The 4,468-nt window shown below is 70.8% G+C and carries 4 protein-coding genes; 2 read left to right on the forward strand and 2 right to left on the reverse strand.

Going from position 1 to position 4,468, the window contains the following annotated elements:
- The first annotated feature begins 84 nt into the window (after window positions 1-84).
- Complete coding sequence (gene glpX, locus AOK16_RS11185) at window positions 85-1,116, forward strand: class II fructose-bisphosphatase (protein WP_055472103.1); 1,032 nt, start codon at window positions 85-87, stop codon at window positions 1,114-1,116.
- Window positions 1,117-1,188: 72 nt separating this feature from the next.
- Here glpX and AOK16_RS11190 read toward each other — a convergent pair whose 3' ends face one another.
- Window positions 1,189-1,563, reverse strand: coding sequence for a WhiB family transcriptional regulator (locus AOK16_RS11190; protein WP_055472104.1), 375 nt, complete (start codon window positions 1,561-1,563; stop codon window positions 1,189-1,191).
- Between the two features lie 144 nt (window positions 1,564-1,707).
- On the reverse strand, window positions 1,708-2,433 hold the full coding sequence (locus AOK16_RS11195; RefSeq protein WP_398718138.1) for a DUF1707 SHOCT-like domain-containing protein: 726 nt from the start codon (window positions 2,431-2,433) through the stop codon (window positions 1,708-1,710).
- A gap of 326 nt (window positions 2,434-2,759) precedes the next feature.
- Between AOK16_RS11195 and AOK16_RS11200 the strand changes: the two genes are divergently transcribed.
- The gene (locus tag AOK16_RS11200) at window positions 2,760-4,442 is read left to right on the forward strand and encodes a fumarate hydratase (RefSeq protein WP_055472105.1); all 1,683 of its coding nucleotides are present in this window, start codon (window positions 2,760-2,762) and stop codon (window positions 4,440-4,442) included.
- Window positions 4,443-4,468 lie beyond the last annotated feature (26 nt).

A 4,468-nucleotide genomic window follows, 5' to 3' on the forward strand; every position in this document is an offset into this window, starting at 1 on the left:
CCCCTGCTCACCATGGCAATCACCGGCTAAAGTCGCAGGCAACCCTCTTTTTCCGGCCGTCGTCGTACAGAAAGGTGCGCACCGATGACCGAGCATCATCTGCCGTCCCAGCTCGAAGTGAGCCCGGAGGCGCCCGACCGCAACCTGGCCCTGGAGCTCGTACGGGTCACCGAGGCCGCCGCGATGGCCGCGGGCCGCTGGGTGGGCCGCGGGGACAAGATCGGCGCGGACGGCGCGGCCGTCAAGGCCATGCGGACCCTCGTCTCCACCGTCTCGATGAACGGCGTCGTCGTCATCGGCGAGGGCGAGAAGGACGAGGCGCCCATGCTCTTCAACGGTGAGCGGGTCGGCGACGGGACCGGTGCGGAGTGCGACGTCGCCGTGGACCCCGTCGACGGGACGACGCTCACCGCCAAGGGCATGTCCAACGCCGTGTCCGTGCTGGCGGTCGCCGACCGGGGCACGATGTTCGACCCGTCCGCCGTCTTCTACATGGACAAGCTGGCGACCGGCCCCGAAGCCGCCGACTACGTGGACATCACCGCTCCCCCGTCGGTCAACATCCGCCGGGTCGCCAAGGCCAAGCACGGCGCGCCCGAGGACGTCACGGTCGTCGTGCTGGACCGGCCGCGCCACAAGGAGCTGGTCAAGGAGATCCGCGAGACCGGCGCCCGGATCAAGTTCATCTCGGACGGCGACGTCGCGGGCGCGATCATGGCTGTGCGGGAGAACACCGGCGTCGACCTGCTGATGGGCATCGGCGGCACGCCGGAGGGCATCATCGCGGCCTGCGCGATCAAGTGCCTGGGCGGCACGATCCAGGGTCGGCTGTGGCCCAAGGACGACGAGGAGAAGCGGCGCGCGCTGGACGCGGGGCACGATCTGGACCGCGTACTGCACACCGACGACCTGGTCAGCGGCGAGAACGTGTTCTTCGTCGCCACCGGCATCACGGACGGCGAACTGCTGCGCGGTGTGCGGTACCGCGCGGAGACCGCCACCACCGACTCGCTGGTGATGCGCTCCAAGTCCGGCACCATCCGGCAGATCGACTCCACCCACCGGCTGTCGAAGCTGCGCGCCTACAGCGCCATCGACTTCGACCGGGCGCGCTAGGCGTGCCACGACCCGCATAGGCCGGAAAACCCGCGGGGCGCCCCAACAGGGGCGCCCCGCGGGTCCGTTCGGTCAGCCCGCCGCCGCGATGCGCGAGACCGCCGCCGAGCGGGCGGCCTTCTGCAGTTCGACCTCGCGGCGCCGCCTGCGGGCCAGCACGACCCGGCGCTCGGCCGCGGTCAGCCCGCCCCACACGCCGTACGGCTCGGGCTGGAGCAGGGCGTGCTCGCGGCACTCGACCATCACCGGGCACCGGGCGCAGACCCGCTTCGCCGCCTCCTCGCGCGACAGCCGGGCGGCCGTCGGCTCCTTCGAGGGGGCGAAGAACAGCCCGGCCTCGTCGCGGCGGCACACCGCCTCCGAGTGCCACGGGCCGGCCTCGTCCCGATCTCGCATGCGCTGCGGGGGTACGGCGGCCTGCAGGGGCTGATGCGGCGGTTGCAGCACGGTCTACTCCTGACGACGGCGTTCGCGAAAAGAGGCACCTTTGCGCGTCCCGCGCGTACGGCCGCTGGCAACCCCCATGCCGTACGAGGACGATGCGCTCTCCCTACCCGCTGTGCGCACGCCTATGCACACCGTCGCGGTTTGCTAACCGCCGAGATGCTTGCGCATGTGACGGTTGACGCGCTCGTTGATGCGCGCGTGCAGATCCTCCAGGAAGTGGCCGCGCTTGGGGCGGGCCTCGATGCTGCCGAAGACCGCGTGGCCGCTGACGACCACCACGGGCGCACGGGGATCGGCGGACTCCTGGGTTTCCACCTCGACCGAGCCGAAGATGCCCGTGCCCGAGCCGCGGAGCGTGATGTTCTCCGGCAGCCGGATCTCCACGCTGCCGAAGATCGAAGTCGCGCGGACGTGGACCTCCGGGTGCTCGAACAGCGCCTCGGTGAGGTCGATCTCGACGCTGCCGAAGAAGGCGAACGCGTGGGTGCGCCGGGCGATCCGCCAGCGGCCCCTGCGGGTCGAGGCGCTGAAGATCGCGACCAGGTTCTCGTCCGCGTCGGGGGCACCGGAGAGGGTGGCGGCGTACGCAGGCCGGGGGTGGGCGCCGGAGACGGCGGGCAGGTCACGGACCAGCGGCTCCAACTCGCCCACCGTCTTGGCGCGGTAGACCCGGTCGATCCGCTCGGCGTGCTCGTCCGCGGTCAGCCGGCCCTCGGCGAGCGCCTCACGCAGGATGTCCGCGAACCGATCGCGGTCCGCGTCGGACGCGCGGATCTCGGCCGCGGCGACGGCGGGCGCGGGCGCGGCGACGGCGGGCGCGGCGACCGGGGGCTTGGTCAGGGATACGGGCTGCTGTCGAGGCTCATCCACCCGGGCAGCATAGCGAAACGCGATACATCGCGACTAGGGGGTGGGGGTCGTTCCCCGGGGGTTCCCGGGGTTTCTGAGTTCCCGGGGCTCCCGGGGCATGGCGTAAGGGGCGGGCTCCAAGGAGCCCGCCCCTTACAGCACGTCGGGTTCCCGGGTTCCCTGGGGTTCCCGGACGCGGGAGTTCCCGGGGCCTGAGGGTTCCCGGAGTTTCCAGGGTTCTCACGGAAGTGGCCAGGCCGCCGGGTAAGCCTTACCTCACACCCCGATCGGGCCCAGGCCGTTCTACGCTGTTTCCGCTTCCCCGAACCTAGTGAGGACTGGCCGCCATGCCCGAGTTCGCGTACACCGATCTGCTGCCCCAGGGCGAGGACACCACGCCGTACCGCCTGGTGACCGCGGAGGGCGTGAGCACCTTCGAGGCCGACGGGCGCACGTTCCTCAAGGTCGAGCCGGAGGCGCTGCGCCGGCTCGCCGCCGAGGCGATGCATGACATCTCGCACTACCTGCGCCCCGCCCACCTCGCCCAGCTGCGCCGCATCCTGGACGACCCCGAGGCCTCCCCCAACGACCGCTTCGTGGCGCTCGATCTGCTGAAGAACGCGAACATCGCGGCCGCGGGCGTGCTGCCGATGTGCCAGGACACCGGCACCGCGATCGTCATGGGCAAGCGCGGGCAGCACGTACTCACCGGGGGCGGCGACGAGGAGGCCCTCAGCCGCGGCATCTACGACGCGTACACGAAGCTGAACCTGCGCTACTCGCAGATGGCCCCGCTGACCATGTGGGAGGAGAAGAACACCGGCTCGAACCTGCCCGCGCAGATCGAGCTGTACGCGACGGACGGCGGCGCGTACAAGTTCCTCTTCATGGCCAAGGGCGGCGGCTCGGCCAACAAGTCCTTCCTCTACCAGGAGACGAAGGCGGTGCTGAACGAGGCCTCCATGATGAGGTTCCTGGAGGAGAAGATCCGTTCGCTGGGCACGGCCGCCTGCCCGCCGTACCACCTGGCGATCGTGGTGGGCGGCACAAGCGCCGAGTACGCGCTGAAGACCGCGAAGTACGCCTCCGCGCACTACCTCGACGAGCTGCCGGCCGAGGGCTCCCCCACCGGGCACGGCTTCCGCGACAAGGAGCTGGAGGAGAAGGTCTTCGAACTGACGCAGAAGATCGGCATCGGCGCGCAGTTCGGCGGCAAGTACTTCTGCCACGACGTGCGCGTGGTGCGCCTGCCGCGGCACGGCGCGTCCTGCCCGGTCGCCATCGCCGTCTCCTGCTCGGCCGACCGGCAGGCCGTCGCGAAGATCACCGCCGAGGGCGTCTTCCTGGAGCAGCTGGAGACGGACCCGGCGCGGTTCCTGCCGGAGACGACGGACGAGGCTCTGCTCGACAGCGGCTCCGCCGCGGGCGACGCCGGCGCGGTGCGGATCGATCTGAACCGGCCCATGGACGAGATCCGCGCGGAGCTCACCAAGTACCCGGTCAAGACCCGGCTTTCGCTCACCGGACCGCTCGTCGTCGCCCGCGACATCGCACATGCGAAGATCAAGGAGCGGCTGGACGCGGGCGAGGAGATGCCCCAGTACCTCCGGGATCACGCCGTTTACTACGCCGGCCCGGCCAAGACCCCGGAGGGCTACGCGTCCGGGTCCTTCGGGCCGACCACCGCCGGCCGGATGGACGCCTACGTCGAGCAGTTCCAGGCGGCGGGCGGGTCGTACGTGATGCTGGCCAAGGGCAACCGCTCGAAGCAGGTCACGGACGCGTGCGGCACGCACGGGGGCTTCTACCTCGGCTCCATCGGCGGGCCGGCCGCGCGGCTGGCGCAGGACTGCATCAAGAAGGTGGAGGTCCTGGAGTACGCGGAGCTGGGCATGGAGGCGGTCTGGAAGATCGAGGTCGAGGACTTCCCGGCGTTTGTCGTCGTCGACGACAAGGGCAACGACTTCTTCCAGGACCCGTCCCCCACGACCCCGACCTTCACGAGCATTCCGGTACGCCCGAAGGCCTGACGCCTGGCGCGGCCCCTGCCCCCACC

Source organism: Streptomyces pathocidini (assembly GCF_001418495.1).
Classification (GTDB): domain Bacteria; phylum Actinomycetota; class Actinomycetes; order Streptomycetales; family Streptomycetaceae; genus Streptomyces; species Streptomyces pathocidini.